This window comes from Congregibacter variabilis (assembly GCF_045689235.1).
In the GTDB taxonomy this organism is placed as follows: domain Bacteria; phylum Pseudomonadota; class Gammaproteobacteria; order Pseudomonadales; family Halieaceae; genus Congregibacter; species Congregibacter variabilis.
The window spans coordinates 272,129-295,647 of sequence record NZ_CP136864.1 but is presented as its reverse complement, the minus strand read 5'-3'; the positions used below and the strand labels follow the sequence as shown (position 1 = coordinate 295,647).

The following is a 23,519-nucleotide window of genomic DNA, read 5'->3' as shown; positions in this document are numbered from 1 at the left end:
CTCTGCGCTTTAAACGGCGACAATGTTCTCGGCTTGAGGACCTTTTTGGCCCTGTGTAATAGTGAACTCTACTGCTTGGCCTTCGGCCAGAGTCTTGAATCCAGAGCCAGTGATCGCGCTGAAGTGTGCGAATACATCTGGGCCGCTCTTCTGCTCGATAAAGCCGAAGCCCTTAGACTCATTAAACCACTTCACGGTACCGGTAACTGTTTCGGACATAACGTCATTTTCCTGTAAAAAAATAATAAAAGACGCCTCTCGTGAGGCATCTATAAATATAGCCGCAAAAAAGACTGAAATTTAGAACTTACAGGACGACGAACTACTTAGAGAACACGTAATGAAGAGCTTAAACACGAGACTTACTTTTAGCTGGGAGCACCGTACAGCTCGCCTACCATTAAGTCAATGAAAATCTGCTGCCGTAAAAAACACACGGCGGTGCGTATCCCGTCATTTTAACGTGACGAGGTGACATTCACATAGCCCGAAACTAGGCTGCGCGCGTTCCTTACCTTAGACTTTATCCTCTTTGGTTCTTGCGGACTCTCCCCCGTGCCACAAACAGCTTCTCGTCGTCGAGCCTCGACCTTGTCCCAGCAAAACTTTCTGCTTGTGGCCGCTTTCATCATGCCGCTGACTTTTTCGGTCTGGCAGGCTCTTCTGAATAATTTTGTGGTCGAGCGCGCCGCCTTTAGCGGAGCTGAGATCGGCATGCTGCAAAGCCTGCGAGAAGTGCCAGGATTTCTCGCATTCAGCGCCGTCTTCGTGCTTTTGATCGTGCGCGAACAACGCTTTGCTCTGGCGTCACTATTAGTGATGTCCATTGGGGTGGCTTTAACGCCCTACTTCCCCACGACCTATGGCTTGTATGCCACCACTGTGGTGATGTCACTGGGTTTCCACTATTTCGAAACGATTAACAAATCCCTCACTTTGCAGTGGATAGCTAAAGATGAGGCAGCGCATTTCATGGGCCGCGCCATGGCGGTCAAGGCGGCTGGCGCGCTGCTGGCCTACAGCAGCATTTGGCTGCTCATGAAGTGGTTTGGCGTGGACTTCAAAGGTATGTACCTGCTGGCGGGGGCTATGGGGGTTTTGATCACCCTAACCCTGTGGACAGTGTTCCCCAACTATCCTGACGGCGTAGAGCAGCACAAGAAACTGATTATTCGTCGTCGTTACTGGCTGTACTACGCACTGACTTTCCTAAGTGGGGCTCGCCGACAGATATTCATGGTGTTTGCGGGGTTCATGATGGTAGAAAAGTTTGGCTATTCGGCGGCCGATATCAGCCTTCTTTATCTTGCGAACTACGTTTTTAACCTGTTCTTCGCTCCACGCATTGGCGCCTGGGTAGGAAAGGCAGGCGAGCGCAAGGCGCTTCGTATTGAGTACCTTGGTCTCGTTGTCGTATTTACCAGCTATGCGTTTGTAGAAAATGCAACTATGGCCGCCGGACTGTACATCGTCGATCACCTGTTCTTTGCGTTATCTATCGCCATTAATACCTACTTCCAGAAAATCGCAGATCCGAAAGACATCGCTGCGACATCGAGTGTCAGCTTCACTATTAATCACATTGCTGCGGTAGTCATACCTGCGCTGCTTGGGATTTTGTGGCTCACGTCGCCGACAGCGGTTTTCCTGGTGGGCTCGGGAATCGCCTTAGCGTCTCTGCTTATCTGTGGCTTGATACCGGACAAACCACAAGCAGGAGACGAAACCCGCGGCTTCCCAATATGGGGTGTCGGGGCCAAGGCGTAGCAGCACCTCAGGCGATCGCTTTCGGGTAGGATCAAGCTTCCGATTGCCTCGACCCGTAGCCGCTGTCACTGCGGCGCGTGGTTTACGGGTGATACAGATAACGGTCAACGATGATCTCGATAGCTTGTAGAGATGGAGCCTATATTGATGAAAAGATTTGGTCTTGCTGAATGGGCACATGTGGCGGAAATAGTGGGGGGAGTAGCTGTGATCGTTTCCCTGCTGTTCGTGGGATTTCAAGTACGAGAGAACACAATTGAGATAAAGGCAGCCAGCAGGAATCAACTTATCGGGAGGGCCCACGAGGCTACCAAAAGCTTCGCCACTAATCTCGAGCTTGCGCAAACCATGGCAAAAGTGTCGGACAAGGCGCCGCTGACCAAGGCAGAACGGGTGCAATATAGCTATGTGCTGAAAGTCGTCCTGTATGACGTTCAAGAGGCTTTTGTTCTAAACCAAGAGGGGCGTCTTGGACCGGAATTCTGGGCAACAAGAGCAAACCTGGTTCAGGCTTATTTGAATAATCCGATCGCGTTAGACATGTACCGGGACCACCGCGCTGATGGCACATTACTCCCAGCGTTCACGCACTGGATCGATACAGAAGTACTTAAGGTCGATTTCACTCCCTGATCCGGCCGATCCTGAACCAGGCAATTTGCCTTTCCTTTGAGTGCGCGGTCCGCTGATAGGCTCACAGAAGCGGTCGACATTACCAGGCGCTTCAGTCAGGATCTTTGCCATGAGGATTTTGATGTCTAGCAGATCTGTTACTTGGCCGGCCCCAGCGTGGTCCACCGCGGTGCTGGCCGGCGTCGCAATCCCGGTTCTGGCTATGCTGGTGCTTTTAGCAACATCCTCACCTCTGGCTTTGGCGAGCGGCCCAATATTCACCTTAGGCCTTATGGGCATTGGTATCATTGCAACTGCAACTGTCGGACATTTTTGGATCGGCGTCGCTTTGGCATTGATGAATGCAGCGTGCTTACTAATGTTGGCACTTGCTCTAGGCATGCCAGCACTACCGCACCCTGTCTCAACCACATTGGCCTTGGTCATCGCCAGCGGCAGTTTCGCCGCGCGAGGCGCTTTGTTTGCGAAAACCTTATCTCACAGAGGATGGTTGATGGCCTTATTTGTCGTCGCGGGCGAGGGATCTGTTCTGCTCCTCGCCTCGGTTTGGCCGGGCGCGCTGCCGCAATGGTTTCTAGCGCTCCTGCCGGCACAATGGGCCAGCATTGCCATTCAGACGGCGCTCACAGGGACTGGCACATATGCGGCAATGTCGGTCTTGATCGCCCTGGCTGGGACCGCGGCGACCACTTTGTTGGCGGCAAGACTTTGGCTACACCGCTGGCCTTATTTACTCATGTTCACAACTTGGCTCGGCCTGTCTGCATTGGTCTATTTCTGGTCTGCGCCGACGACGCCCAACGCCGATCTCACCGTCGTTGCCTCGGCTGCCACGCGGGCGGCTCCTATCGTTATCGGGCAGCACTCAAAGAAACGAACGCCACCTATGTCGGCGCTTGGCCGATAGCGGCCGCATAGGTCTTTAGCGCTGCGCGAACGTGCGCAACGAGGTGGGAGCGAAGTTATCCGAAAAACCGCTACTACCTCGTGGCAAACCCGTATTTTGCGACGACCACAGTTATGATTGACTTGCCCACACCATCCATTGTTTGAGCTGTCAGGCACGAACTCGATTCGTGCTATCCGGAGAATCACTTGCCAGAGAAGACTAGTAATAAAGAAGGGGCTCCAGCAGTCTCTCTTGGACAATGGATCAAATTAGTCTTCGTGTATCTTCTAATTCCACTGATCTTACTTATATGCGGTGGGGACATCGGCTGGTGGCAGGCCTGGTTATATGGCGTGTTGATCTTGGCCGTTGGCATTGGTGGGCGCATGTGGGCTGAACGGCGACATCCCGGATTAACCGCTGAAAGACAAAATACTGAAATCCTCCAAAGCGCAAAGGCCTGGGATAAAGCGCTCGCTCCCATGATGGCACTGAGTATTGGATATCCTATGGTCCTGGTAGCTGGGTTGGACCATCGCTTCAACTGGTCCCCTGAGTTTCCGCTATGGCTTACCTTGATGGGCTTTGTTTTGACCTCACTTGGGTATGCTTTCGCCGCATGGGCATTGATAGAAAATCGTTTTTTTTACAGCGTTGTGTCCATTCAGGTGGATCGAGGACATGTGGTCTGTGATAGCGGTCCTTATGAGCTCGTGAGGCACCCGGGTTATGCCGGGAATATTCTTGGGCTGTTCGGTGTGGTTCTTGCACTGGGCTCAATATGGGCGCTAATTCCTGCGACGGTGGCATCAATCATCACGGTAATTAGAACTGCACTTGAGGACCGGACTTTACAGGCTGAGTTACCTGACTATCCAGACTATACGCAACGTGTCCGGTATCGCTTGATTCCTGCGATTTACTGAGAGTTTCAATAGAGCGTCGTGGGGTGTTGATGGAAGTTACTGGAGTGCCTGGTTTCGCTTCGGCGCAGACTTCGGGCTATCCTTGTTTTGTATTTATTCAACAAGGATGGTGAGCGATGAACGAGGCCGATCTCTACCAAATCGCGATGGAAATGAACCATGGGTTACAGACTGAGGAGCAAACATTCCTTACTGTGCTATCAGGGTATCTGATCGCAGCGTATGTCATTGGAGCCAAAGTGACTCGCAGTCAAATTGTAATATTTAACGCGATTTACGTGGTCGTCGCCTGCGGCCTGCTTTACAACATGCACGATTATTGGGCCAACATAACTCACTGGTTTACAAAAGCGCAGACCGCTGAATTTGGCAAGGTGATGGTCGATCTAACTTTACGCGGAGAGTTAACAGTGCTTGCTTGCGCCAGCATGGTAGTGGGATCACTCTACTTTATGTGGAGTATCCGGCATTCAGAGCCTGAATAACTGATGTGAAATGTTTGCGCCGAAAAAGCCCTCAACCTACTTTCGACCCAGAAAGGACACTCGACAGGTAGCATTACTTCGTCTCGACGCAGGAATCGGCCTTTTGGTCGCAATGGGGAAACATGATGCCTGGGCTACGCTAGTCTTCTGTTTGTTCGCGCAGACTGGGAGGCGGCATGGCTTTTTCAGATATGAGCTGGTGGTATAGGGTCTCGTCTGCAAGTGCGGTTGCATTGCCGTTTCTGCTGTCGACCACGGGGCTGATGACAGCAGTCCTGTACGGCGTAGAGCTCAGCGTCTTGCCGGAGGCGGCTGTGCTCATTGGTCTCTTCGGCCCTGCCATGTTTGCGATTGCTTTCGTCGCGGCTGAAAAAAATGCGAGTTTGAAAGCACTACTAGAGCAGTATGTCCGAGTAAAATCTCCGCTGCAGGTTTACCTCGTCGCTTTGTTTACAGTTCCAATTCTCTTACTTATCACGCAGCAAGTTGCCCCGTTTGTACTTCCGGGCCTGTCCTGGCCCCCCTTCGCCGCTCTATCAATTCCACAAATGGTTTTCGTCCCATTGATCAGCATCGGCGAGGAACTAGGATGGCGAGGCTATTTGCAGCCTCGGATGAGAGAACACTTTTCGTTACCAACTGCGTCCGTGATCGTAGGAGTTATTTGGGCGATGTGGCACGTGCCGGGTTATATCTTCAATACAGGAGTTGTGGAGGGCGTTTCGTTTTTCTGGTTTTGCGCCTGGGTGGTGAGTGGTGCCGTGATTATGGGATGGCTATACGAGCGGAGCGGTAGTGTATTCGTAGCTATTGTTTTCCATACTAGCGCCAATGCTAGCTTCAACATGATCTTGGTTGTGCCGAATGAGACTGGATCTCCAATACCGTTCCAAGTCTTCGTGGTTCTGGCAGCGATGTCGGCCACGGCGTTAATGCTGTCTCGGAGTCGTAGCTCGCCAATGCCAGCAGTCATGACTCGATAACTATGAGTCAGCGCGAACGGAATCGACTTATCCGGCACTATCGTAAGCGTTGAGACTTATACCCGAAATCCCCACTATCCAAAGAGCGTAACTCGGGGCTAGAACGTCGTGCAAGGTAGTGCCGAAGGGAGATGGGCGCAGGCAATAGGCTTTCTTGGCGTCATAGCATCCCTTCTGTTCGTTGCCTATGAACTCTAGCAGGCCAGAGACATTGGCGAAGTTCTACGATTCTGCGCCTAACACCACTCTATGACTGGCGATTGACAGGGGTGGACCGGAATAGGAAGTGAAGCGAGTAACAGCTATCAGTCGTCCAGCGAATGCACTCGTTAGGCGTCGTCTGACTCGCTGAGAGGCTTGTACACCTGCCACTCTAGAATACCTGGATAACTCTTAAGCAGATCAAAAAGGACTGTAGTAAGTGCAGGGTATCTAGACAGCTCATTTTCTAAGTCCGCGACATAGATTTTAATCATTAATTCGGGAATTAGTCCTTGGTCATGAGAAGCCTGTACTGATGCGTAGAGGTTCATCTTACGGTAGGCATATGCCTCTAGTTGAACCATCTGTAATTCGTTTAGCTGCTCATACGGAGTCTTTCGCATTTCTACAAGGAACTCCGCTGCCTTTTCTGAGCTTAGCGTCACATCCTGATTTAAAGACGCACGATTCAGGATACCCATCTGGAAATTCGCGTTCGCAACTCGGTTTGCCTGCTTTTGTTGTTTCGCGAGATATGCGAGTGTAGCAACCACTGCAATAGCTCCGATGATCTCTCCAATGGCTCCTATTGCCTCCCAATCCATGATGATCTACTCCTTCCGTCTAACACCTGTACATATGGACCCTGTATCGAGATCTCCAGGGTATCCTTATCTATGTTTAATTTTCATTTACTAACGTTATCAGCTATTTGCAGGCTGAAGCTAGGCGCGAGGTTCCCGGACAAAACCGACCGGTGGGGCACGATCTAAATAGACATCAGAATCTAGATAAATGTAGAGCCAGCGAACGTCTCTTCGTCGGCCGACTTCAGCCGTCCAGACCGCTTAATCGCGATGTAACAGAAGGTCCACATAGAGGTGCTAGGCGACATCGCCAGGGGCCGCTTTCGCCTACGAACGCCCTTTCGCATGGCCGACTCCAAACAAATGATAGGCTTGGTTACAAATACTTTCGGGAGAAAAACCGTGGCTCGTTTTAATGATGTTATTTCGACAAGAGAGCAATTTCGCTCAATCATGGGCGAGCCCAGTGACTTGGTGACTCGAAAGTCGCTTTCTGCACTAGATCGACATTGCGGCGTATTCATTGGCAAAGCCCCGTTCTTGTTAATAGCTTCCGCTGACGCCGATGGCCATACTGATGTGTCACCCAAGGGCGATCCGATTGGCTTCATAAAAATTCTTGACGAGAACACTCTCGTGATTCCTGACAGACTGGGAAACAGGAGAGCCGACACGATAGAAAATATTCTGCAAAATCCCAATGTTGGCTTGATATTCCTGATTCCAGGGAAGACAGAGACGTTGCGCGTTAGTGGCAAAGCCGAGGTTGTTAAGGATGCGGCTCTGCTTCAATCCATGGCCGTGGGAGGAAAGAGTCCGGACTTCGCAATTGTTGTTACTGTGCAGGAGGCTTTTTTCCACTGCTCCAAATGTATGATTCGTTCGAAGCTATGGGAGACAGACCACTGGCCTGATTTAAACGGGCTACCTCGTCTTGCCCAGACCATGGTTGATGCAGGAAAGCTCGAACTGACCGAGAACGAGATGCACGACATTGTCGTAAATGACGAGAAGGTGCGACTGTACTAGGGCGCGCCACCCCGATTTTACGGCCTTGAAGGTTCAGAACTTATGGGTCATTCGAATGACCGCCTTGAGGTAGATGCTGCAGGTGAGAAAAGTCCGGCTCATGCTCAGCGGTTGGGCCAGACGGCTGCAAGCCCACTGCCGCCGGTAAGTCGCAGCGCGCCGTAGCCACTGGCTCCACTTTACGCTCGCAGTGAGTTTCCAAAGTAAGCTGGCGTTTGGCAGTGGTTTTTTGTCGATTAATGGAAGTGAGGGTGTTTATCCATCCATTACTCGTGTTACAAACTGTAGTCGATGCGCTGGAAGGAGGAATTTCATGGCAACCACTCTCAGAGCCCTGCCTCGCTGGTCGCAGCAATGGTGGATCTGGTTCACTGCAATCTTCGCGATCACATTTCTGTCGTTCTGGCCTAGTTTCTTTTCAGCAATAGTCAACATAGAAACGCACATTATTATTCATGGAATCAGCGCGATAGCTTGGATGTTGCTGGCGATTATCCAAGCATGGTTGATCAAAAGCGGTTGGCGAAAATATCACCGCACGGTAGGTTACATCTCTCTCATTCTTGCCGCGGTATTGGTAATTAGTGGGTTGCAGGTGCTCCAGACCATGATCTTGAAGGGAGGCGGCATGGTGGACGGGGTCCCGTCAACGGCGGTTAAGTTCTTCTACATCGATATGACTGCTCTGGCGTTGTTTTGCGTGTTCCTTTGGCTGGCGATCAAAGCTGCACGGAAGCGCGATATTGCGCTTCACTTGCGGTTGATGGCCTGCACCGCAATCATTCCTCTGGAAGCTGCGTTAGAGAGAACTTATATTTATGGAACGCCCAGTTTTGTGCCTAATTTCGACGTCGCCCTCTATGCATCCGTCGTCACTCTCATTGTGCTCTGTGCGGCGCTTGTAGCAGGCGAATGGTGGTATCAACGATTACGCTGGCCTTTTCCTGTGCTGTTGGCCTACTACGGCGTCACGCTACTTACAACAGATGTGATCGCACGGACAGAGTGGTTCAATTCTGTGGCAATTAGTTACGCCAATCTATGACCTCACAGTGCCGGTAAATCGCCACCGGGAATCAGGGTACCGAACACCACGTGGTCCGAGCCTGGAAAGTCCATATCGCCCCCAAACCATTTGCATCAGACTGTCTCGTTGGAGGTGTTAGCGGAAGTTAACAGTATGACCGCTGCCAACTACTTTGAGACCTTTCCGGAAACTTTTTAGCCATGATCGCCTTGCCTCTGATTCGTATGCACTGGACGACAATTCGTTTGGCTCCTCTCAAGGCTTCGCACGAGCTAGAACCTTTACTCACTTGGCTTTATCCTCGACGCTTACTTCATTATAGGAATGCATGGTAATGACTGAAGCAGCGTTGATTGAGAGTTTGGCGATGTACCAAGGCCTGTTCATGGGCTGGCTTTCACTCTACTTCACGGCGCTTACAGCTTACTTGGTTACCGCGTACATAGCAGGCTCCAAGTTGACTACGGTTCAAACGGCATTCATAAGTGCTGGATTCTTGGTCCTCACTAGCCTTTTCGCGCTTGGAGCGTACGGCACAGGCATACATGTGGTGGTTTTTGCAGACGAAATGAAAGCGCTAAACGCATCCCGCAAGTCTGCCGCTAGTTTTCCAGTTATCTATACGACGATCGTCCTACTGATCTGCGGAATTCTTGGCAGCCCAAAGTTCATGTGGGACGTCAGGCATCCCCGAACTGAGTAATGATCACTTTCCACCGATTGCGGCCGCCGATTCTGTTAAATCTTGGGCTGCGCAAGGGACTGCTTTGTGGTGTCAAGCGACATCGTCAGACGACCGCTTTCGCCTACGAGCGGAAGTTTGGACTGGCCGGGATTAAACGGCAGCTAACGACCCCAAGCCAACGAATCGCGAAAATTTCAGATACACTAGAATTTGGCGATTACGCCTGAAGAGCATAACAAACTATCCGTGTCTCAATTTGAGTTTATCTTCGTTCTGATTTCTATCATCGCGGGTCTTGCGTTGGCTCAGCTTATGTCTGGTCTGACGCGCCCCCCGAAAAATTCCGAAGGCAAGATAGACACTACTCACGTGGCATTCTCGGCCAGCACTACCGTCCTTCTAATAACGGTCTGGTGGTCGACTTTTCGCTGGCAGTCTTACGAGACATGGACGGTGGCTGAGTTCCTGCTCTTATGCTTTTACGTATCGCTATTCTACGTCAAAGCAGTAATTCTCAGCCCACTGGGCGCATCACAGATGCCCCCGTTCGAGCAGATTCGGGTTCGATTCTATGCTGTGTTTGCCCTCTACAGCGCGGTAGAACCATTGGTTATGCTACTGCGCGATGGAGAGCTGGCGCCATGGTTCTACTTGCCAATGATGCTGCTGTTTATCGTTTTAGCAGGCCTAGGCATTTTCTTGCGTAACGCCATGTTCGATCGGCTCTGTTCTTTGTGGTTCTGCCTCGTTAACGTCGCATGGATATTTCTTGCACGCTTCACGGGGTAGTCAGCAACCGCCTCTGGCCCGAAAGCGGCCCTAGAAATCACCCGATCTAGCCTCCACTTACCGGCCGCTTTGAGGTGGGAGCGGAAGTTACCAGCATGACCGCTTTCGCCTACTTTGAGGCGCTCCGACTGTGCTCTAATTGCCATCAAAGCAAGCGAAAAGCCTATAAGGACCAAGCAGTCTATGATTCTCCGCAGTCTGACAAAACACGTAAAAGATCAGAATTGGTTTGCTGTCGTAATCGACTTCGGCATTGTTGTCGTTGGTGTGTTCATTGGTATTCAAGTCGCAAACTGGAACGACGAGCGCTCAGAACAACGGAGGGACACCGCTTTACTAGTTCGCTTGCAGACTGACTTTGAGCGAATCGTCGAGTTCGGCGAACGTATAACGCCTAGGGTGACTGCGCAACCGGTGTCTACTCACAAATTAATTAACGCGATTCGTAGCGATGCGAAATTTGCTCTTGATGAGGACGGCACCGGGTCGCTGATCAGCGCGGTCGAGGCATGGGCCCCATATGACAACTCACTTGCCTATCAGGAAATGACCGAAGCAGGAACACTTTCAAGAATTACTAATCCAGAACTTCGTGAAGCATTGAACTCATATAGAAGGGCAATGCATGCAGATAATCAGCTGAGTCGCTACCAGCGGGAGCTAAGCAGCAAAGGGGTGATTGAGCGTGCGGTGCAGTTTAATAACCCACCATCATCTTTGACAAGAGAGGTAGTGTCCTTCGATTGGGAAGCATTGAAAGAGACAGAAGCTCATTTGCAAGTCGTCTTGAATCTCCAAAATCTGCGATCAACCTGGAGTCAACGCTCGTTGGTCAGCGCGCAAAGGGTGCTAAAGCTTGTCAATCGAGAGCTCGTGTCAGAGGCGCTTTGAGCTTCACCAGAGACCGCTCTCGCCTATGAGCGGTCCCTGGATGACTGTTTATTTGAGAGCCTCTTAGCGACCCAAAGCGGCCCTTCGTCATAATTGAGTCCTACAATCACGAGACTCTGCAGACAGTGCGTGCGGCATTTCAGATGGTTGCGTTACTCAGCGCATGAGAGATAAGGGCACGGATGTAGGCTAGGCGTTAGTGCTAGTTGATCGGCTCGACCAAGCCTGAATCCGATGAACTTGCCTTCTGCCGTATTCGGTCATTGCGACCATTGATGAAGGCTATGGTGCCCTCGTTGTAGATCATGTAGTCCTCCACACTTGCCGGGTATGGAGAGGTCTGAAATTCTGTGAAAGGGAGATAGAATTTCACTGCGCTAAAGTCTTCAGTGACCAAATCTTGGAGAAGAAAATACTCAACATAGCCCTGAAAGCTTTCGAACAGTTTGAAGTAATCCCCATACCTCGCAAGAACTTCTGCCAGCGGGCTTTCGATTCCAAAGTAATGGCGCCGTATGCACTCTAGCGTGAGGTCAAAGCGGTCTCCGATTTTTGCGTTGCAGCCTCTTGCGCCGTTGATATTCATCTTCCCACCTATTTTTTTGCCGGGGAAAACAATGTAGCTACCAATCGTGCAACCACGCGAAAAAAGCGACTCCACATAATCTAGTGGCAATGCACCGATAATATGCTGCATGCGCTTTACGTACTTGTATGAATGGGTGATTGCATCGCTGGTCAGAGAAAACTCGCCGATCGAGGAGCGATCCAGCAAGTAGTGACCTCGGATGGAATCATCCAGTTCGAAGACCTGCCCACAGGGCAGTGTCTTGCTCCATAGGAGCTTATGGTAAGTCCGCAGCGTTCGGCTATGAGCGTCTGGGTCCTTACCAGTCGGGGTGTCTGTGCGGAAATCAAAGTTGGTATCAATCATGAACGAGACTATCGCTCTGTTCCGTCATAAACGCCACCCTGCTGTAGCGGATAAGTGACCGCTCCCGGCCGATGGCAACCGTTAATTCCGGTTTATCTGACCGTCGCCTAAGGTCTCCTTTGAGGTGTTAGGCGACATCACCGTAAACCGCCGCGCACCTAATCCGGGGCTTTGGGCTACACTGCCTTTGTCCAACGCTTGAATCGTTTAACTAGGAGTCTTACAAATGCCAAGATATGTAATAGAAAGAGAAATCCCTGGGGCAGGAAGTCTCTCGGCCGATGAACTTCATGGTATCTCCCAGACATCATGTGGCGTGTTAAAAGACCTCGGACCACAAATTCAGTGGCTTCAGAGCTATGTGACGGATGATAAAATCTACTGTGTGTACATCGCGCCGAACGAAGAGCTTGTTAGGGAGCATGCCAGTCAGGGTGGATTTCCAGCTAACAGCGTCGCAGAAGTAAAGGCCGTTATCGATCCGACTACAGCTGAATGAGTTTGCCCGGTAGTTCACTGTGCACTGCAGGATTTTCCCTTTGAGGTGGATGCGGAAGCAAGGAAGCTAGCCGCTCGGTGAATTATAGAAAGCTTGATTTTACCGTTGAGGCAGTATGATGATTTTGGAGCGGCATCCTAACCAAATAATGAGCGACCTTAAGATGAACAAAATTACTGTGTTTTGGGGGTTCGCAATCTGGGCCTCAATGATGACTTTTGTCGGCGCGACCTTCGCGGACCATACGGTAGACGATGACATAACCAATGTTGGTTTCGTGCTGTATACCAAGAGCCACGCCCCGGGAACTCTGAACGCACGTTGGCTTTATTCAACACAGTATCGGGGCGCTGGTATCGCAACTGGTGGACCAGCCCAAGGCTACGCCGGTCAATACCACGTGCGTTATTACTTTGAAGATGGAGCGGTTGGAGACGAGTACGACTTGCATATCGAAAAAGTGGGGCCTATCTATCACGTTGATTGGCTGGCAGACGGCCAACGGAAGGCCACTGGGGTGGGCATGGAGACGGCCGAGGGCTTATCAGTTGGGTGGATGCACGTTTCAGACGGCAGTTAATTGCCAACAGCGGCCCTCTGAATAACTTAAATAGACTGATTCTCTACGGCCGGAATGAGGTGTTAAGCGACATTGCCAGGTGCCGCTTCCGCCTACTTTTAGGCGCTCCGACTGTGCTCTAATTGCCATCAAAGCAAGCGAAAAGCCTATAAGGACCAAGCAGTCTATGATTCTCCGCAGCCTGACAAAACACTTGAAAGAGCAAAATTGGTTTGCTGTTGGCTTAGACTTCTCCATCGTTGTCATCGGTGTGTTTATCGGTATTCAGGTGGCGAATTGGAACGAGGCCAGAGCGGAATATAAGAAAGAGACCGAGGCGTTGATCGAGCTTAGGAACGAACTACGATCATCGATCCTCCTAACCCGGGCAAAAGGCGAGGCGTACGATCAGGCGGCTGAAGCGGGTCGGCGCTCGTTGGCATTCCTGGATACTAATAACGAATGCATAACGGCATGCTGGGATCGGCTCGTGGACTTCATGCATGCATCCCAGTGGCAGAGTTTGGAAATTAATCATTCTAGCTACCGGAACATGCGCGACCAGGGGTTTCCAACGAGCGCCTTGATAACTAAGGCAGTTGAAGCATACCTTGCGCAAGTTGACGGCAACGTTAACGGATTTGATGTATTACCAGTCTATCGGTCTTTAGTCAGGCAAGTGATCAACATTGAGGCTCAGGAATACTACTGGGAGAAATGTTGGTCGCTTGTGGATGGCATCGAAAAATACAATCTTAATTGCCCGGAAGGAATTCCGCCAGGTGAGGCGACGATGCTAGTCAATGAGGTCATTGATGATCCGAGCATTGAGCGGCATCTAACTGAGTGGGTCGGCGCCATTGTTTCGTTGCCTCTAACACTCCGTGATCAAAACTTGGCTGCTCAAAGAGCGGTCGATCTCATAAGTGAGGAAATCGAGAGACGTTAAGTCTCGGCTGGTGCCGACCTTGACTGTCCCCTTCTGGCCGCCGGCCGCCAGATTTATCGCTCAGCCAATGGCAGCTATGAGGCCAGACTGTGTGAAAACTCTTCGACGAGATATGATCTGACTTTCTCGCTGAAGAGTTGCTGCCATGAGTGGATTCATCGAGGGCGAAAGCCGATCACAGGCGACGCTGTTCCCTGAACGCATTGATGATTACATCGCAGAAGAGAACGCGGTTCGCGTTATCGACGTGTTCGTCAATGATTTAGATCTTTCCGGTTTGGGTTTCAAAACAGTGCCCGCAGTCACAGGTCGGCCCGCTTACCACCCGGCCATGATGTTGAAGCTCTATATCTACGGCTACCTCAATCGCATCCAGTCTTCCCGGCGATTGGAGCGTGAAGTCGGGCGTAATGTGGAGCTGATGTGGCTGACCGGCAGACTGACGCCGGACTTCAAAACCATTGCTGACTTTCGCAAGAATAACGGCGAAGCGATTCGTCTGGTGTGCCGGGAGTTCGTCATGCTGTGCCGCAAGCTCAATTTGTTTAGCGATGCCTTTGTGGCCATTGATGGCAGCAAGTTCAAAGCGGTGAACAACCGTAATCGCAACTTCAGCAAAGCCAAGATCAAGAAACGCCTGGAGCAGATCGATGACAGCATTGCCCGCTATCTGGGGCAGATCGCCAGCGCCGACCGGCGCGATAGTGAAGCAAGTCATACCAAGACCGATCGACTAGAACATAAAATCGCAGCCCTTAAAGAGGAGATTCAGGCACTAAAAAAGCTGGAGGTCCGGATGCTGGCAACACCGGACCAACAAATCTCCCTGACTGATCCCGACGCCCGGGTGATGTCCACCGCAGCGCGCAGCAAAGCGATTGTCGGCTACAACGTACAGGCCGCTGTCGACACCGAGCACCACTTGATCGTGGCGCACGAAGTGACGAACATCGGCCACGATCGCTCGCAACTGGCTAACATGGCAATCCAAGCCAAAGAAGCGCTCGACAGCGAAGACCTGTCAGTGCTGGCGGACCGTGGTTACTTTAGTGGGGCTGAGATACTGGCTTGTGCGAACGCGGGCATTACGGCCTACGTGCCCAAGACCCAAACCTCGAACAACCAGGCGAAAGGATTATTTGATCGAGCAGACTTTGTTTATCGGCCGGAAGATGACGAGTACGAATGCCCGGCGGGCCAACGATTGATCTATCGGTTCACGGATGACTCCACAGATAAAGCGATGCGTCGTTACTGGTCGTCAGCCTGTCCACAATGCGAGTTAAGACCAAAGTGCACGACGGGCAAGCAGCGCCGCATGGGTCGCTGGGAACATGAAGAAATATTAGAGGCCATGGAAGATCGGGTGGACCGACTGTCGAACTGCATGCGCATTCGCGGCAGCACAGTGGAACATCCCTTTGGCACGATCAAATCCTGGCTCGGGCCGACGCACTTCCAGATGAAGACGCTCAAACACGTCAGCACGGAGATGAGCCTGCATGTCCTGTCCTACAATCTCAAACGGATGTTGCAGATGTTTGGGGTTGTGCCGCTGATGGCAGCGATAAGAGGCTAAGCAGCCTCATTTTGCTTCTCGAAACCCATGATCTGAGGCCGCGTGTGCGCGATCCAGAGCGACGCACTTTGAAACCCCAATAATTGCCAAGGAAATCTACGATGCTGCAAGGGCTGCTCATTGAGTCGAGCGGATCTGCTGTGCGCAGTAAATCAGTGCGAGAAGTGGCGAAGCGAGTTTTGACACAGTCTGAGGTGGAAGCGGAAGTTACCAGCATGACCGCTTTCGCCTATTCTGAGACGTTCGGTTCGGGCCAAGCGCGGTGACAGCTTCCGACCCGAAGCAGATGGCGGTTTAGGTTTCAGCAACCCCGTCTCACCTGAGGGGCATCACTCAATCGTCGTGGCCATCTCATCTATCTGCTTGAATACGTCGGTCCTGTTTTTCGGCGGATGTTTCTCAAGCACACGACCTACCACTTCCGAAACTCGCGGCACCATCGACGCCCCTTCCTGATAAAACCACGCCCTCGACCAGGCACTGCTAAATATTACCGGGACGGCACGCTCCACGTGTTGGTCATATAAGCGGCGTTCCTCCTCTAGATTCACACCCAATGCATCTATCTGACTGTATTCGTTGGCAAAGGCCCGCAGATGCGATTTTAACCAAACACTAACAGCCATCTTTTCTTCTGGCGTGAGAGCTTCCGGCTGAGTCTCTGCCTTGATTAATGGACCAGAGATTCCGGATTCGAGGCCAATCAAGAGCATGTTGACGGAATTTAAGTTACCGTCGCGATAGGACTCAGCCAAAGCAATACGAGTCGACTGCCGTATTTCATAGGCTACGAGTAACAGTCCGGCGATTGCACCGATCGTCGCTAACGTCTGTACGTAGTCGTTGAGTTGGGAAAGCTTCATTACGTCCTCCAGCGATGGGTTTCACTTGGAGAGTATCCCGGCAGCCTTCATATCAAAAGCTGTATCCGAGCTAGGTGTGAGAAGCGGACGATCTGGGCCGCCGATTGCAGCCATTGTTCCGGTTCATCTAACCGTCGCCTAAGGTCTCCTTTGAGGTGTTAGCGGAAGTTACCAGCATGACCGCTTTCGCCTAGGAAGAGACACTGATAGGCTGGAACTTCAAAGGTCCGCTCCCGACCCGTAGCGGCTGCTGCTTTAGTGGATGCGGACTTGTGAGTTATCGTTTCGTCTCTGCGCCAAACAACCAATGAAGGAGACTAAATGCTCTTGAGGCGGCTCGCGAAGCACGTCCGTAATCAGGATTGGGTTCTGGTCTGCATAGAAGTTCTGATAGTCGTAGTGGGTATCTTCATTGCGCTGCAGGTGGAAGGGTGGAATCAGCAGCGTGAGAATATCGCGCTGGAGCGCCAGTACCTGGCGCGCCTGCAGAATGACTTCGAATGCCTGCTGGAGACCGAGGAATCAGGCTTGCGCTGGAATGATGTGCGCCTCGCGCACGGCAGACTGCTGCGGGAGGTGATCGATAACGGACATCTGCCCGAAGACGCCAGGCGGAGCTTTGAATACGGGCTGTACTTCCTGGGAGTAGTCAATCGGGCGCGACTGTCCTGGGGTACGGTAGAGGAACTCCGTGCAACCGGTAATATTCAGCTGATACGCGACTGGTCATTGCGTCAGCATTTGACTGACGTAGAAAATGAATTCAAATGGAATGAACGGTACGAAGACGAGGCTGCAGAGATGGCGCTGCACTACCGCGAGGAGCTCAACAAACACTACAGGGTAGTTGCCACCCCGGAGCCAAGTCCCGACAAGCCGCTCGTGATCGATTACGACGAAAGCGTCTTCTGGTCGAATTCGGTCCTGGCGAACATGATTCTCAGGCTGGTCGAACACCAGGAGCGGGCGGACCAGAATTTTCGCAAAAATATCGCTCGGCTGGAAGGTTTGCGAGACCACATCGCGAATATCCGGAAGGACCAGTTTGGCGGTATCGTCGAGGTTGAGGGTCGGCAGGCGGCATCGTGTATACCTTACGTCCGCCAGTCTTGAGTGAGTCGCTTTACTAGACCCGCTAAGATCGAAAAGGCCGCTATTGGCCGATTGCTGCCCTAAAAACCACCTGATTTGATATTCACCGTCCGGCCGCTCCGAGGTGTTTGCGGAAGTTTTCAGCGCAACCACTTTCGCCTAGCAGCGGTCGGTTGGCTTATGATCTTAAGGGGACCGCTGTCGACCCAGAGTTGCCGCTCATTCGGTTCTGGATCGGTGTTCGGTTTCGAAAAGGTGTTACGAATCTTCGACTTGCGGATTAGGCGGCACGAAACGCCCTCTGCAGAGGTCCGGAATACGTTCGGTCGGTTGCTTGATGGGACCAACGAGCCAGAAAAACTCGTTGCTTTTCATCGGCTTTCGACGCGCTGTTTCGCCTCTCCGAGGTCTTACAAATCAGCTGCTCTACCTACTGAGCTACGCCAGCGTCGCGAAGGGCCGCGAGGATAGACAATGGGGGGGCGGGGATTCAACGGGCGAGTATCTGCCACACGGGCTTTCGACCCGGGAATATCCATGATGGACAAACGGTCTTTTACGTACTATAGGTTCCTAATCCGCACCCGTTAAGCCGGTGCCCCGGAAAGGCCATAAATATGAAGCTCATAATTGCATCCATCACATCCATCGCAATTGGCGCCCTCTTATCCATGAGCGTCAACGCCAAGAAAGATAGCGAATGCGCAAGCATGGATGGACGCCTGTATGGCCTTTGTAATGCCTACTGTGAATCCCTCGATTGTGATGGCAGCCCGAGCGCGCCTGCTCAAGCGTGCGCTTCGTTGAAGGAGAACTTTGTCAAAGCTTCAGGCGGAGAACCGCTCCCCTGTGAAACCCCCGTACCAGTAGATAGCGACGGCGATGGCGTTCCGGACAGCGCAGATAATTGCGTTGCCACGCCGAACGCTGATCAATTGGATACGGACGGTGACGGCGTGGGAGACGCTTGCGACAACTGCGCGTCGCAGCCAAATCCAGATCAGGCAGATGCCGATAGCGACGGCGTTGGAGACTTCTGCGACAACTGCGTCTCTACAGCGAACCCCGACCAGACAGACAACAATCTCAATGGCTTTGGCGATGTCTGCGAGCCCGTCGCGTGTACGCCGGATTGCAGCGGAAAGGCCTGCGGTTCAGATGGATGCGGTGGGTCGTGCGGAAGCTGCGGCGCGGGCCAGGTTTGCACATCGGACTTCATGTGCGCAGTCGAGCCCGTCATAGAAACGTGCGACGGTGTAGACAACGATGGCGATGGGGCGATCGACGAAGGAGTGATCGAGCCTTCAGAAGCCTGCGAATTCACCAATCAGTACGGGACTTGTACTGGTGCATGGCAGTGCGGCGGAGAAATTGGCTGGTCTTGTAATGCACAGCCAGCGACGCCTGAAGGATGCACAAGCGCATGCGTCGGCATTACCTACTACCCCGACTTTGATGGCGACGGATTTGGAGATCCCGCAGGCTCTGTTGAGCAAGATTCCTGCTTCGCACCCGATGGCTACGTGACCAATGGTGATGATTGCGACGATGGAGCCCCCGGGGTGACAAACGAGTGCACCGCAGGCTGAGTTAAGCGGATACGCCAAAGCCGCGAGGGTCCGAGAGGATTTAGGAAGGGGTCGGGGGATTCAATGGGTTCGGCGACCGTGTCTCAACACGCCCGCCAAGAACGGCCGGGTAAATCGACAGCTGGCTACTCGGGCTGGCGCCTGGCACTTAGCATGAACCACATCGCGGTGGCCACACCCACACAGAGCACCGCCGTCATCACGAGCAGCACGGGACGATTCAGGAAAAACACCCGCTCAGGGTTCATCCGCATGATCTCCTCGTAGAGACCCACGCATTGCTAGGTCGAACGGATTGTTATCACACAGGCCGCTCCTAGCTGCGAACTCAACCGGTCGATGCAACACACGCATTAAATCTAGCAGCCGGCGTTTCATACTCCAACGTCTTTCTTGGACGCTCATTTAACTGCCTCGCTACCCAGTCCAGCTCAGCCTGTGAGTAAATCGATAGGTCTGTATATTTGGGCAGGTATTCGCGCAGCAGACGATTGGTGTTTTCGTTGGAGCCACGTTGCCATGGACTCTTCGGATCACAGAAGTAGACTTTGATATTCGTCTCGAGCGTGAATTGAAGATGCCTCGTCATTTCTGATCCGCGGTCCCAGGTCAGTGACTTGTACAACTCGCTCGGCAGCTTTCTGGACTGCTTGATCAGCGCATTAACAACGGTCTCACTATTCTTCCTATCGATTTTTGCCAGCATCACGTAGCGTGAGTGGCGCTCAACAAGTGTCGCTACACAGGTTTTGTTTGAGCCTTCGATAAGATCGCCTTCCCAATGACCAGGAACAGCGCGATCTTCTATCGAAGCCGGTCTCTCACTGATGGAGATAGCACCGGGAATGCCACCGAGGCCGTCATCTTTAAGGGTAGAGGTTCGTGCCCGCCGGATATGGCGCTTCGAGCGCAGATATTCTTGAAGCTCCTTTTTCAGTGCTCCACGCGCCTGAATGAAGAGGCTGCGATAAATCGTCTCGTGCGACACTTGGTTCCAATCGTCTCCTGGATACTCTCGCTTTAACCACCCCGCTATCTGCTGAGGCGACCATTTGATCCGAAGCTTGGTCTCGACTTGCTGACAAAGCATTCGGTTCAAAACCAGTCTACAGGCTTTGGGGCGAAGCGCTCGAGTCCATGCATTCTTGTCGGCGAGAGTGGCTCGATACTCGTCTGCGCCGCCATTCCTGTTGATCTCTCGGCTAATTGTTGAAGGGGCGCGTCCTAGATCTTTGGTGATCGTTCTAATGGGTAGCCCGGCAACGATACCTCTGGAGATCTCCTCTCGTTCAGACAGCGAAAGGGATCGATCGGGTCGCTTTCTTACCGGTGGACGAATGCCGCCAGTGCGCGAAAGGTATCCATGAATAGACGATGAGGTTCGATGATGTGATCGGGCAATCGACTTAACCGAATCACCCACTTTGTATCGATCCCAAATTTTGGATCTCTCTTCATCGGTGTACTTTCGCTTGATCCTTCGAGGCATATCGCAACACTCCCAGTTTTACTGAAAATAACAGGGTGTTGCATTGATCAGTTGAATTCGCACCTAGTAGCGGAATTTAGCTTATGTTCTTTAAAAGGAGCTCGTGTCGACCCAAAGCGGATCCTACCCACTGCTCCTTAGCTGAGAGACTTCTTTAGACAACAGGGCCTGCACCCGTCGGGCGTCGAGTAAGGCGGAGTCCAATATACCTATAAGATCGGTCGCAATATCCCATTTCACAGCCACGACATTCCGAAATTTTCTAGACCGTAACTCGCTGGCGATTATTTCGGAACTAAATCCCGCAGCCGGTAGAACACTGCGGTTATCGGGTAGAAGACTGACGTAGTCAAGGTTTGCGATCGCATAGGGTTGGAAAATATTCACCAGCTGTAACTCATGCGTAGTGGCGACTAGCTTTACCACTTCGTAGCGGGCAAAAAACGACGCCATTGAGGTCTTGATCTCTCGACTTCGAATGATGGCCAAGTCGCCTGATCCAGTGAGGTTGGAGTAAGTATCAGAAACGATCTCGGTGCCGACCATGCTGACCAGCTTTTTTGCTGCCAGGGTCAAGTCTTCGGACGAGAAGACTGATTTGACTTTACGGGATTCAGCGAGTAGGAACGACATCGCTTCTACAATGCCATCATACGCGGCGATGTCGCTCTCCAGTTCCTCTACGATTTTTCTAAAATCCTCTTGAAGCTCAGCTAGGTAAACCGTTTCTTGATTCATTTCAGCGCGGTCATTGCTCCAATTGCTGACTTGTATACCGATGAATACGCCGATCACCACAATTATCAAGTCGATACCGACTGCGAACCAGTTTTGGTCATAGATGTGTTTTGTAATTCTGCTAAGACGCATTTTTCAAGCCACTTTGAAACATTCGGAGGGGATCATGGGTTAGCGAGGTCTTTTTGGAAAGCGCTGAGTGCAGTTCTGGCCGAAAGCGGCGGTCGAGTCAGAGCCAGGTATCGCAGGCCGAATGACTGGCTTGAGGTGTTAGGCGACATCACCATAAACCGCCGCGCACCTAATCCGGGACTTTGGACTACACTGTCTTTGTGCAACGTTTGAATCGTTTAACTAGGAGTCTTACAAATGCCAAGATATGTAATAGAAAGAGAAATCCCTGGGGCAGGAAATCTTTCGGCCGATGAGCTTCATGGTATCTCCCAGACATCATGTGGCGTGTTAAAAGACCTCGGACCACAAATTCAGTGGCTTCAGAGCTATGTGACGGATGATAAAATCTACTGTGTGTACATCGCGCCGAACGAAGAGCTTGTCAGGGAGCATGCCAGCCAGGGTGGATTTCCAGCTAACAGCGTCGCAGAAGTAAAGGCCGTTATCGATCCGACTACAGCTGAATGAGTTTGCCCGGTAGTTCACTGTGCACTGCAGGGTTTCCCCTTTGAGGTCAGACTGTGTGAAAACTCTTCGACGAGATATGATCTGACTTTCTCGCTGAAGAGTTGCTGCCATGAGTGGATTCATCGAGGGCGAAAGCCGATCACAGGCGACGCTGTTCCCTGAACGCATTGATGATTACATCGCAGAAGAGAACGCGGTTCGCGTTATCGACGTGTTCGTCAATGATTTAGATCTTTCCGGTTTGGGTTTCAAAACAGTGCCCGCAGTCACAGGTCGGCCCGCTTACCACCCGGCCATGATGTTGAAGCTCTATATCTACGGCTACCTCAATCGCATCCAGTCTTCCCGGCGATTGGAGCGTGAAGTCGGGCGTAATGTGGAGCTGATGTGGCTGACCGGCAGACTGACGCCGGACTTCAAAACCATTGCTGACTTTCGCAAGAATAACGGCGAAGCGATTCGTCTGGTGTGCCGGGAGTTCGTCATGCTGTGCCGCAAGCTCAATTTGTTTAGCGATGCCTTTGTGGCCATTGATGGCAGCAAGTTCAAAGCGGTGAACAACCGTAATCGCAACTTCAGCAAAGCCAAGATCAAGAAACGCCTGGAGCAGATCGATGACAGCATTGCCCGCTATCTGGGGCAGATCGCCAGCGCCGACCGGCGCGATAGTGAAGCAAGTCATACCAAGACCGATCGACTGGAACATAAAATCGCAGCCCTTAAAGAGGAGATTCAGGCACTAAAAAAGCTGGAGGTCCGGATGCTGGCAACACCGGACCAACAAATCTCCCTGACTGATCCCGACGCCCGGGTGATGTCCACCGCAGCGCGCAGCAAAGCGATTGTCGGCTACAACGTACAGGCCGCTGTCGACACCGAGCACCACTTGATCGTGGCGCACGAAGTGACGAACATCGGCCACGATCGCTCGCAACTGGCTAACATGGCAATCCAAGCCAAAGAAGCGCTCGACAGCGAAGACCTGTCAGTGCTGGCGGACCGTGGTTACTTTAGTGGGGCTGAGATACTGGCTTGTGCGAACGCGGGCATTACGGCCTACGTGCCCAAGACCCAAACCTCGAACAACCAGGCGAAAGGATTATTTGATCGAGCAGACTTTGTTTATCGGCCGGAAGATGACGAGTACGAATGCCCGGCGGGCCAACGATTGATCTATCGGTTCACGGATGACTCCACAGATAAAGCGATGCGTCGTTACTGGTCGTCAGCCTGTCCACAATGCGAGTTAAGACCAAAGTGCACGACGGGCAAGCAGCGCCGCATGGGTCGCTGGGAACATGAAGAAATATTAGAGGCCATGGAAGATCGGGTGGACCGACTGTCGAACTGCATGCGCATTCGCGGCAGCACAGTGGAACATCCCTTTGGCACGATCAAATCCTGGCTCGGGCCGACGCACTTCCAGATGAAGACGCTCAAACACGTCAGCACGGAGATGAGCCTGCATGTCCTGTCCTACAATCTCAAACGGATGTTGCAGATGTTTGGGGTTGTGCCGCTGATGGCAGCGATAAGAGGCTAAGCAGCCTCATTTTGCTTCTCGAAACCCATGATCTGAGGCCGCGTGTGCGCGATCCTGAGCGACGCACTTTGAAACCCCAATAATTGCCAAGGAAATCTACGATGCTGCAAGGGCTGCTCATTGAGTCGAGCGGATCTGCTGTGCGCAGTAA

General features: G+C 52.1%; 26 protein-coding genes. 19 read left to right on the top strand and 7 right to left on the bottom strand.

What is annotated here, in order from left to right; translation table 11 throughout:
- Window positions 1–9: 9 nt before the first annotated feature.
- The gene (locus R0135_RS01320) at window positions 10–219 is read right to left on the bottom strand and encodes a cold-shock protein (protein WP_009022001.1); all 210 of its coding nucleotides are present in this window, start codon (window positions 217–219) and stop codon (window positions 10–12) included.
- A gap of 336 nt (window positions 220–555) precedes the next feature.
- Between R0135_RS01320 and R0135_RS01315 the strand changes: the two genes are divergently transcribed.
- The 6 genes from R0135_RS01315 (at window position 556) to R0135_RS01290 (ending at window position 5,683) form a co-directional block, all read left to right on the top strand.
- The gene (locus R0135_RS01315; protein ID WP_407348461.1) at window positions 556–1,767 is read left to right on the top strand and encodes an MFS transporter; all 1,212 of its coding nucleotides are present in this window, start codon (window positions 556–558) and stop codon (window positions 1,765–1,767) included.
- A 147-nt stretch (window positions 1,768–1,914) separates the two neighbouring features.
- Window positions 1,915–2,400 (top strand): hypothetical protein, encoded by a 486-nt coding sequence (locus tag R0135_RS01310; RefSeq protein ID WP_407348460.1) that lies wholly within the window; start codon window positions 1,915–1,917, stop codon window positions 2,398–2,400.
- 121 nt (window positions 2,401–2,521) lie between these two features.
- Complete coding sequence (locus tag R0135_RS01305) at window positions 2,522–3,307, top strand: hypothetical protein (RefSeq protein ID WP_407348459.1); 786 nt, start codon at window positions 2,522–2,524, stop codon at window positions 3,305–3,307.
- Window positions 3,308–3,567: 260 nt separating this feature from the next.
- Window positions 3,568–4,215 carry a methyltransferase family protein gene (locus tag R0135_RS01300; protein WP_407348458.1) on the top strand — a complete coding sequence of 216 codons (648 nt, stop codon included), beginning with the start codon at window positions 3,568–3,570 and terminating at the stop codon, window positions 4,213–4,215.
- 116 nt (window positions 4,216–4,331) lie between these two features.
- Complete coding sequence (locus R0135_RS01295; protein ID WP_407348457.1) at window positions 4,332–4,700, top strand: hypothetical protein; 369 nt, start codon at window positions 4,332–4,334, stop codon at window positions 4,698–4,700.
- Between the two features lie 176 nt (window positions 4,701–4,876).
- A complete protein-coding gene (locus R0135_RS01290) occupies window positions 4,877–5,683 on the top strand; it encodes a CPBP family intramembrane glutamic endopeptidase (protein ID WP_407348456.1) in 807 nt (268 codons plus the stop codon).
- A 329-nt stretch (window positions 5,684–6,012) separates the two neighbouring features.
- Here R0135_RS01290 and R0135_RS01285 read toward each other — a convergent pair whose 3' ends face one another.
- A complete protein-coding gene (locus tag R0135_RS01285; RefSeq protein ID WP_407348455.1) occupies window positions 6,013–6,489 on the bottom strand; it encodes a hypothetical protein in 477 nt (158 codons plus the stop codon).
- A gap of 384 nt (window positions 6,490–6,873) precedes the next feature.
- Between R0135_RS01285 and R0135_RS01280 the strand changes: the two genes are divergently transcribed.
- The 5 genes from R0135_RS01280 to R0135_RS01260 all read left to right on the top strand — a co-directional run bounded on the left by R0135_RS01280 (window position 6,874) and on the right by R0135_RS01260 (window position 10,892).
- Entirely contained in the window at window positions 6,874–7,500 is a 627-nt protein-coding gene (locus tag R0135_RS01280) for an MSMEG_1061 family FMN-dependent PPOX-type flavoprotein (protein ID WP_407348454.1), read from the top strand.
- 313 nt (window positions 7,501–7,813) lie between these two features.
- A complete protein-coding gene (locus R0135_RS01275) occupies window positions 7,814–8,545 on the top strand; it encodes a hypothetical protein (protein ID WP_407348453.1) in 732 nt (243 codons plus the stop codon).
- A gap of 316 nt (window positions 8,546–8,861) precedes the next feature.
- A complete protein-coding gene (locus R0135_RS01270) occupies window positions 8,862–9,230 on the top strand; it encodes a hypothetical protein (protein WP_407348452.1) in 369 nt (122 codons plus the stop codon).
- 228 nt (window positions 9,231–9,458) lie between these two features.
- Window positions 9,459–10,001 (top strand): hypothetical protein, encoded by a 543-nt coding sequence (locus tag R0135_RS01265; RefSeq protein WP_407348451.1) that lies wholly within the window; start codon window positions 9,459–9,461, stop codon window positions 9,999–10,001.
- Window positions 10,002–10,184: 183 nt separating this feature from the next.
- Window positions 10,185–10,892, top strand: a complete 708-nt coding sequence (locus R0135_RS01260; protein ID WP_407348450.1) for a hypothetical protein — start codon at window positions 10,185–10,187, stop codon at window positions 10,890–10,892.
- Window positions 10,893–11,094: 202 nt separating this feature from the next.
- Here the strand turns inward: R0135_RS01260 and R0135_RS01255 are convergent, their stop codons facing one another.
- The gene (locus R0135_RS01255; protein ID WP_407348449.1) at window positions 11,095–11,826 is read right to left on the bottom strand and encodes a DUF6994 family protein; all 732 of its coding nucleotides are present in this window, start codon (window positions 11,824–11,826) and stop codon (window positions 11,095–11,097) included.
- A 226-nt stretch (window positions 11,827–12,052) separates the two neighbouring features.
- Here R0135_RS01255 and R0135_RS01250 point away from each other — a divergent pair, with 226 nt between their 5' ends.
- The 4 genes from R0135_RS01250 to R0135_RS01235 all read left to right on the top strand — a co-directional run bounded on the left by R0135_RS01250 (window position 12,053) and on the right by R0135_RS01235 (window position 15,412).
- A complete protein-coding gene (locus R0135_RS01250) occupies window positions 12,053–12,325 on the top strand; it encodes a DUF4242 domain-containing protein (RefSeq protein ID WP_407348448.1) in 273 nt (90 codons plus the stop codon).
- A gap of 163 nt (window positions 12,326–12,488) precedes the next feature.
- Window positions 12,489–12,905, top strand: a complete 417-nt coding sequence (locus R0135_RS01245) for a hypothetical protein (protein WP_407348447.1) — start codon at window positions 12,489–12,491, stop codon at window positions 12,903–12,905.
- A gap of 166 nt (window positions 12,906–13,071) precedes the next feature.
- Entirely contained in the window at window positions 13,072–13,833 is a 762-nt protein-coding gene (locus R0135_RS01240) for a hypothetical protein (RefSeq protein ID WP_407348446.1), read from the top strand.
- 145 nt (window positions 13,834–13,978) lie between these two features.
- Complete coding sequence (locus R0135_RS01235) at window positions 13,979–15,412, top strand: IS1182 family transposase (protein ID WP_407346712.1); 1,434 nt, start codon at window positions 13,979–13,981, stop codon at window positions 15,410–15,412.
- 329 nt (window positions 15,413–15,741) lie between these two features.
- On the opposite strand, the gene R0135_RS01230 is transcribed toward R0135_RS01235, so the two are convergent.
- Window positions 15,742–16,275, bottom strand: a complete 534-nt coding sequence (locus R0135_RS01230; protein ID WP_407348445.1) for a hypothetical protein — start codon at window positions 16,273–16,275, stop codon at window positions 15,742–15,744.
- A 321-nt stretch (window positions 16,276–16,596) separates the two neighbouring features.
- Between R0135_RS01230 and R0135_RS01225 the strand changes: the two genes are divergently transcribed.
- Entirely contained in the window at window positions 16,597–17,388 is a 792-nt protein-coding gene (locus R0135_RS01225) for a hypothetical protein (protein WP_407348444.1), read from the top strand.
- 596 nt (window positions 17,389–17,984) lie between these two features.
- Window positions 17,985–18,956 (top strand): thrombospondin type 3 repeat-containing protein, encoded by a 972-nt coding sequence (locus R0135_RS01220; RefSeq protein ID WP_407348443.1) that lies wholly within the window; start codon window positions 17,985–17,987, stop codon window positions 18,954–18,956.
- Between the two features lie 125 nt (window positions 18,957–19,081).
- On the opposite strand, the gene R0135_RS01215 is transcribed toward R0135_RS01220, so the two are convergent.
- From R0135_RS01215 to R0135_RS01205, 3 genes are all read right to left on the bottom strand, one after another.
- Window positions 19,082–19,210 (bottom strand): hypothetical protein, encoded by a 129-nt coding sequence (locus R0135_RS01215; protein ID WP_407348442.1) that lies wholly within the window; start codon window positions 19,208–19,210, stop codon window positions 19,082–19,084.
- Window positions 19,211–19,284: 74 nt separating this feature from the next.
- On the bottom strand, window positions 19,285–20,445 hold the full coding sequence (locus R0135_RS01210; protein WP_407348441.1) for an IS30 family transposase: 1,161 nt from the start codon (window positions 20,443–20,445) through the stop codon (window positions 19,285–19,287).
- Window positions 20,446–20,568: 123 nt separating this feature from the next.
- Window positions 20,569–21,315 (bottom strand): hypothetical protein, encoded by a 747-nt coding sequence (locus R0135_RS01205; RefSeq protein ID WP_407348440.1) that lies wholly within the window; start codon window positions 21,313–21,315, stop codon window positions 20,569–20,571.
- A 237-nt stretch (window positions 21,316–21,552) separates the two neighbouring features.
- Here R0135_RS01205 and R0135_RS01200 point away from each other — a divergent pair, with 237 nt between their 5' ends.
- A complete protein-coding gene (locus tag R0135_RS01200) occupies window positions 21,553–21,825 on the top strand; it encodes a DUF4242 domain-containing protein (RefSeq protein ID WP_407348439.1) in 273 nt (90 codons plus the stop codon).
- Between the two features lie 109 nt (window positions 21,826–21,934).
- Window positions 21,935–23,368 (top strand): IS1182 family transposase, encoded by a 1,434-nt coding sequence (locus tag R0135_RS01195; protein WP_407346712.1) that lies wholly within the window; start codon window positions 21,935–21,937, stop codon window positions 23,366–23,368.
- Window positions 23,369–23,519: the final 151 nt, after the last annotated feature.

What these genes read in the sequence shown, in the direction of transcription:
- R0135_RS01320 (WP_009022001.1), bottom strand. Translation starts at nt 219, where the DNA reads ATGTCCGAAACAGTTACCGGTACCGTGAAGTGGTTTAATGAGTCTAAG.
- R0135_RS01310 (WP_407348460.1), top strand. Translation starts at nt 1,915, where the DNA reads ATGAAAAGATTTGGTCTTGCTGAATGGGCACATGTGGCGGAAATAGTG.
- R0135_RS01305 (WP_407348459.1), top strand. Translation starts at nt 2,522, where the DNA reads ATGTCTAGCAGATCTGTTACTTGGCCGGCCCCAGCGTGGTCCACCGCG.
- R0135_RS01295 (WP_407348457.1), top strand. Translation starts at nt 4,332, where the DNA reads ATGAACGAGGCCGATCTCTACCAAATCGCGATGGAAATGAACCATGGG.
- R0135_RS01290 (WP_407348456.1), top strand. Translation starts at nt 4,877, where the DNA reads ATGGCTTTTTCAGATATGAGCTGGTGGTATAGGGTCTCGTCTGCAAGT.
- R0135_RS01285 (WP_407348455.1), bottom strand. Translation starts at nt 6,489, where the DNA reads ATGGATTGGGAGGCAATAGGAGCCATTGGAGAGATCATCGGAGCTATT.
- R0135_RS01275 (WP_407348453.1), top strand. Translation starts at nt 7,814, where the DNA reads ATGGCAACCACTCTCAGAGCCCTGCCTCGCTGGTCGCAGCAATGGTGG.
- R0135_RS01270 (WP_407348452.1), top strand. Translation starts at nt 8,862, where the DNA reads ATGACTGAAGCAGCGTTGATTGAGAGTTTGGCGATGTACCAAGGCCTG.
- R0135_RS01260 (WP_407348450.1), top strand. Translation starts at nt 10,185, where the DNA reads ATGATTCTCCGCAGTCTGACAAAACACGTAAAAGATCAGAATTGGTTT.
- R0135_RS01255 (WP_407348449.1), bottom strand. Translation starts at nt 11,826, where the DNA reads ATGATTGATACCAACTTTGATTTCCGCACAGACACCCCGACTGGTAAG.
- R0135_RS01250 (WP_407348448.1), top strand. Translation starts at nt 12,053, where the DNA reads ATGCCAAGATATGTAATAGAAAGAGAAATCCCTGGGGCAGGAAGTCTC.
- R0135_RS01245 (WP_407348447.1), top strand. Translation starts at nt 12,489, where the DNA reads ATGAACAAAATTACTGTGTTTTGGGGGTTCGCAATCTGGGCCTCAATG.
- R0135_RS01240 (WP_407348446.1), top strand. Translation starts at nt 13,072, where the DNA reads ATGATTCTCCGCAGCCTGACAAAACACTTGAAAGAGCAAAATTGGTTT.
- R0135_RS01235 (WP_407346712.1), top strand. Translation starts at nt 13,979, where the DNA reads ATGAGTGGATTCATCGAGGGCGAAAGCCGATCACAGGCGACGCTGTTC.
- R0135_RS01230 (WP_407348445.1), bottom strand. Translation starts at nt 16,275, where the DNA reads ATGAAGCTTTCCCAACTCAACGACTACGTACAGACGTTAGCGACGATC.
- R0135_RS01225 (WP_407348444.1), top strand. Translation starts at nt 16,597, where the DNA reads ATGCTCTTGAGGCGGCTCGCGAAGCACGTCCGTAATCAGGATTGGGTT.
- R0135_RS01220 (WP_407348443.1), top strand. Translation starts at nt 17,985, where the DNA reads ATGAAGCTCATAATTGCATCCATCACATCCATCGCAATTGGCGCCCTC.
- R0135_RS01215 (WP_407348442.1), bottom strand. Translation starts at nt 19,210, where the DNA reads ATGCGGATGAACCCTGAGCGGGTGTTTTTCCTGAATCGTCCCGTGCTG.
- R0135_RS01210 (WP_407348441.1), bottom strand. Translation starts at nt 20,445, where the DNA reads ATGCCTCGAAGGATCAAGCGAAAGTACACCGATGAAGAGAGATCCAAA.
- R0135_RS01205 (WP_407348440.1), bottom strand. Translation starts at nt 21,315, where the DNA reads ATGCGTCTTAGCAGAATTACAAAACACATCTATGACCAAAACTGGTTC.
- R0135_RS01200 (WP_407348439.1), top strand. Translation starts at nt 21,553, where the DNA reads ATGCCAAGATATGTAATAGAAAGAGAAATCCCTGGGGCAGGAAATCTT.
- R0135_RS01195 (WP_407346712.1), top strand. Translation starts at nt 21,935, where the DNA reads ATGAGTGGATTCATCGAGGGCGAAAGCCGATCACAGGCGACGCTGTTC.